Annotated in this window: 4 protein-coding genes; all 4 read right to left on the bottom strand. The window is 68.4% G+C overall.

What is annotated here, in order from left to right; genetic code table 11:
• The coding region (locus ACE3P6_RS07275) for a S49 family peptidase (protein ID WP_374393252.1) at nt 1-1295 on the bottom strand (1295 nt) is incomplete at its 3' end.
• Complete coding sequence (locus ACE3P6_RS07270; protein ID WP_374393249.1) at nt 1295-2806, bottom strand: phage portal protein; 1512 nt, start codon at nt 2804-2806, stop codon at nt 1295-1297. The genes ACE3P6_RS07275 and ACE3P6_RS07270, both read right to left, overlap by 1 nt.
• Before the next feature lie 2 nt (nt 2807-2808).
• Nucleotides 2809-3021, bottom strand: a complete 213-nt coding sequence (locus ACE3P6_RS07265; RefSeq protein WP_374393246.1) for a phage head-tail joining protein — start codon at nt 3019-3021, stop codon at nt 2809-2811.
• On the bottom strand, nt 3021-5072 hold the full coding sequence (locus ACE3P6_RS07260; protein ID WP_374393244.1) for a phage terminase large subunit family protein: 2052 nt from the start codon (nt 5070-5072) through the stop codon (nt 3021-3023). Before ACE3P6_RS07260 ends, ACE3P6_RS07265 begins: the two co-directional genes overlap by 1 nt.
• Nucleotides 5073-5189: the final 117 nt, after the last annotated feature.

The following is a 5189-nucleotide window of genomic DNA, read 5'->3' as shown; positions in this document are numbered from 1 at the left end:
GCCGATTTCTTCGCGGCAGCCAGGATGGGGCTTTCCTTGGTGCCCGCGGCAGGAGCGGTGGCGATGATGCCCGCGGCGTCACTGCGCGCCGCGAGATCGGCGAGGATCTTGGCGCGCAGCGCTTCCGGCTTCACGCCCTTGGCCACGGCATCGGCAGCATCGATCTGGACGCCGAGGCGCGCGGCCTGCGCGCAGACCTGTGCGACCTCCGCCGCCTCGGCGCGGATCGCCTCGGGCGACATCGCGGCTGCCGTGGTTTGCGGCGGTGCGATTGCCGCGGGCGGGGCCGGTTCCTGCGGGGCGCTGGCGGCAGGCGCGGCCGGAGGCTGCGCATGATCTTCGGGGGCAGTGGTCATCATCAGGTCCTTTCCTCTGGGGGTGGTTGTGGCGCGAGGTGCGGCGGCGAAAGCGCGGAAGGCGGTGACGGGGTCCGCCACCTCATCGGCGAGACCGGCAAAGACGGCGGCTTCCCCGCGGAAGACGGCGGCTTCGGTGCCCAGCGCCTGCAATGTGTCGAGGCGGCGCCCACGCCCTTCCGCCACGGTTTCGGCGAAGAGCTGGCGGAGGTCTTCCAACTCGCCTGCGATCCGGGTGCGGACGGCCTCAGGCAGGGGCTGGTAGGGGTTCGCATCGACCTTGCGGGCGCCAGCGTGGATCAGCGTGACGGCGATGCCCTTCTGGTCCAATGCCCCGCTCATGTCGCTGTGCATGGCCACGACGCCGATGCTGCCGACGGCGCCAGTGCGAGGAAGGATGATGCGGTCGGCCTGCGAGGCCAGCGCATAGGCGGCCGAGAGGGCGTGATCGGCGACGAAGGCGTGGATCGGTTTCTGCGTCCGAGCGGCTCGGATGCGGTCGGCGAGGTCAAAGGCCCCCGCGACTTCTCCACCGAAGCTGTCGATGTCGAGGGCAATGCCACGGATCGCGGGGTCGCCCAGCGCTGCCTGCAACTGGGCGGCGATGCCCTCGTAGGAGGTCAGACCGGAGGACTGTCCGATCCACGCCCCGCGATGCACCAGCGTTCCGGCAATCTCGATGACCGCGATCCCCTCGACCACCGCGAAGGGCTGGCCACCGTTCCTCGCCTGGCGGCTGGTCAGGGCGTCACCGAAGAGCGACGCCCGGGCGGGCAGGGTGGCAGTGGCCTGATCTTCTGGATCCACGGCCACGCCATCGATACTGATCTCCCGCCCCGTGATCCGGGGGCCAAGCCCGGTCAGGAAGGCCAGTGCCTTGGCAGGATTGACCATCAGCGGTGTATTGAAGACGCGCTGCGCGATCTGAGTGTGATGCATCATCCTTCCTCCGCGGGCCGGGGCTCCCGGTCCTCGCCGTCGTCTTCCTGATCGTCGCTATCCTGCTGATCCTGCCGCTGGCCCTCGGTGACACCGGGCGCGGCGCCGCCACTCGCCGCCTGCGCTGGCGATCCCGGCCGCCGGAAGTCGAGCCCGAGTTCCGCCTCGCGCTTGCGTTCTGCGGCGATTTCCCGGTCGACCTGTTCGGCGTCATAGCCGCGCTCGGCGATGGCCTGCGTGCGGGATTTCAGACCCGCCTCGATCTGCAGGATCTCGGCCGAGGCATCCTTGGCCGGATCGATCCAGTCCCATTTCGTGGGAAGCCAGTCACAGGCGAGCCAGGTGCGCCGGTCGGTGGCATAGCCCGGCAGGTCGATGGCGCCTGCCAGCACGGCCATGTCCATCCAGCGCGTCCAGACGGCGCGGCAAAGCTGATAGACCATGACCGAATGCTGGAACGCCGAGATGCGGCGGCGGAAGTCCACCAACCCAATCCGCGTGTTCGAGAAGTTCCCCTTCGCCGTGTCGCCGGTCAGGTAGCCATAGGGCACGCCCAGCGCGGCCCCGATCTGCAGGAGCGTGCGGTACTGGAAGGGTTCGTAGGTGGACCCAGAATCCGGGGTGGAGGGCGTGGTCACGTCCTCGCCCGGGTCCAGCCGCACCACCTGGCCGGGCTCCACCTCCAGATCGTCCTCGGCCGGATCGAGGGCGGTTTCCGGAGCGGGGGAGGTGATGAACATCGCGAACATCGCCGCGGTCTTCTTTCGCTCCAGTTCCGCGTCGTCGTAGAGGTCGAGTGTGAACAGCTTCACCACCGCCGCGGCGAAGCGCGAGACGCCGCGAAGCTGGCCTGCCTCGACGGGGTCGAGGATGTGGATGACCTCGGATGCGGGCACGCGCACTGTTTCACCCGCCAGCCCCGGGTCGGTCATGTCGCCAGGATGGCGGCGCAGGAAGTGATAGGCAACGCGGCGGCCGATGCCATCAAACTCGATCCCCTGTCGGATCGATCCCGCCCCGGGCAGGACGCGGGTCAGATCCTGCGGCAGCATTTCCGAGGGCAGCATCTGCAGCTGCATCGGCACGGTCAGACCATCTTCGGGGCGCCGAGTGCGGATGCGCAGGAAGACCTCGCCTGCCAGAAACACCTCACGCGCGGCCCGGCGCTGTAGGCCGAAGAAGTCGGTCAGACCCTCGGCATCCGCCTCGTCGGTCCAGGCAAGCCAGAGCCTCTGCAGCTCCTCCTTCTTTGCGGCGTCCGCGATCTTCGAGGACGGCTTGATCCCATCGCCGACGACATGGTTGGCGAAGGCATCGACGGCGTTCGCGGCGTAGCCGTTGTTGCGCACCAGCCAGCGGGCCCGGGCGGTGATCGTCTCGCCCGAGGCGGCGATCAGGGTGTTCACATGCGCGCGGGTGGCGCGGAACCCGCGCATGCGCCGGTGGGATTGTGCGGCATCAAAGCCTCCGATGATGCTGCCGAGGCGTTGACGGAAGGCGTCGAGCACCATGGTCACAGACCCTTGCTGGCCACGGTGCCCCACCGGCGCTGGCGCGGCGTGGCGGACGCGGTAGCAATCCGGCCTTCCAGATCCCTGATCGCCGCTGCCAGTTCTGCATCCGACCCATAGGTCACGGTCTTGCCGTCATAGCTGACGCTGCGCAGCCCGGCGAAGCGGGCTTCCTGCAGTGCGGTCAGCAGGGCCTGCATGCGTTCCAGGTCCATCAGTCCCTCATGAAGTTCGGGGTATAAGCCCGCCGTTTCCGGCGTGGCGTTGTCAGCGTTCCGGCCTTGGGCTGGGCCGGGTCGGGTGGTGTGATGTCAGGTGCAGCCGCAGCAGGCAGGCGGGTTTCCACTCCAGCCTGCGCCTCGAGCCGCCGCCAGGTGGCCTCGTCCCATCGGTCGGCACCGAGGATCCACGCCGCGGCACGGGCGTAGACCCGGCAGTCCAGCGCCTCGTTCCGTTCGCGCATCTTTTGCCATTCCTGATGGGCATAGCCGCGCTTGTTGCGGATCGTGACCAGTTGCTCGGCCACCAGCTGCTTCAGCCATTCGGTGTCCGCCCAGCCGGGCAGGTGGATGGTGCCAGGAGCGTCCAGCACGCCCAGCACCCGGTCTTCATCCGAGGGCCGTTCGATCCGCAGGAAGCGGTAGGTCTCCGCCTTGAACGTCGCCGTGGCCACCGACCAGAGACGGGCGCCGCGGCGCAGCCGTTTGCCGCCGATGGTGGCGTCGACGAAGGTCGGCCCCGAGACCGGCGTGGCGCGGTTGAAGCCCTCGAGGCCCTTCAGCGGCGCTACCTGCTCGAAGCCCACCTTGCGCGACCAGGCGTAGACCGCCGCGGCCTCGTAGCCGGTATCGATGCCAAGCCGCGCAACCGTCATGAAGGCGCCGTTGGCATGTTGCCACGACCGTCCGAGCAGGGCGGTCAGCTTGTCCCAGGCTGCTGGATCGTCGGGGCCGCCCGGGATCACGATGTGATCGACAAGCCAGGACTCAAGCCCCCGACCCCATGCCCATATATCAACCTCGATCCGGTCCTTCTGGACGTCCGCCCCGGCGGTCAGGAACAGCCCCGCCATCGGCACCGTGCCCGGCTTCCAGGCCTCGCGCCGATCCGCCAGCCGTTGCCATTCTGGCGCATCGCCGCTTTCGACCCATGTCTCGCCGAGAAGCGTGTTGCGCGCCGCGCGCAGCGTCTCGTCCGAGCCTTGGGCCGCCAGCCATTCCCGCGCGACGTCGGACCAGCTTTTCCAGCCCAAGGGCGAATAGAGTGCCGAGAGGTGGAAGCCGATGGCTTTCGGATCCCTGGAAACCGCTGTTGCCCGCCATTCTCCCTTGGCCAGCATCTCGGTCTTGTGGTGCTCGGCGATGGGTCGTTCGCAACCCTCGCAATGGTAGGCGGCGGTTTCGGGCTTCCCCTTCGCCCAGCGCAGCCGGTCGAACTGCAGCCATTGCATGGTGCCGCAATGCGGACAGGGGACAAAGTAGCGCCGCTGGTCCGATGCCTCGAACTCGCGCTCGATGCGCGACAGCCCCCGGATTGTCGGGGTCGAGACCATGAACACCTTACGCCGGTGCGAAAAAGTCGTGGTCCGCGCCTCGGCCAGCGTGACCGGATCGCCTTCCTCGTCGGCCGAGGCCGGATAGGCGTCGACCTCGTCCAGAAACACGTATCGCGCGGGCATCGACCGCAGGCCGGTTGCGCTGTTCGCCCCGGTCAGCACCAGAATGCCGCCGGGGAATTCCTTGGATAGCATCGAATTCCCGGCATCGCGGGATCGGGCCGGGTTTACCCGTTCGCGGAGCGCCGGGCTGTCGGCGATCAGGGGATCAAGACGGCCCCGCGACGTCCGCTTCGCCAGTTCCAGGCTCGGCAGCACCGCCAGCATCGGCCCCGGGGCGTGGTGGATGACGAAACCGATCCAGTTGTTCCCGGCCTCGGTCGCGCCGACCTGCGCGGCCTTCATGAAGGTGATGCGCTGGGCGGGATGGCCGGGCGAGAGCGCATCCATGATTTCGCGCAGGTAGGGCGCGCGGGCGGTGCGATAGCGCCCCGGCTCCGCCGCGCCTCGTGACGACAGCCAGCGATGCTGATCCGCCCATTCCGACACCGTCAGGTTCGGATCGGGGCGCATCCCCTGCCGCCAGACCCTCAGAAGGTCTTCGGCACCGTCGAAGCCGAGGTCGAGGTCGGCCGTCAGGTCGTTGTCGTCATCCTCATCATGCAAGCGAGACCCGGAGGTCGGCGAGGGCGTCGAGCTGTTCGCGGACATGGGCTTCCAGCACCCTCTGCATGATCGCGGTCTCGATCGTCACCGATGCCCCGGAGTGCCGTTCCACCTCCGCCATGATCTGCGCCGCCATCAGCGCGGCCACCCGTCCGGGCCAGG

This window comes from Tabrizicola sp. (assembly GCF_041911175.1).
In the GTDB taxonomy this organism is placed as follows: domain Bacteria; phylum Pseudomonadota; class Alphaproteobacteria; order Rhodobacterales; family Rhodobacteraceae; genus Tabrizicola.
The sequence above is the reverse complement of the archived record's forward strand: the minus strand, read 5'-3'. Positions and strand labels throughout refer to the sequence as shown.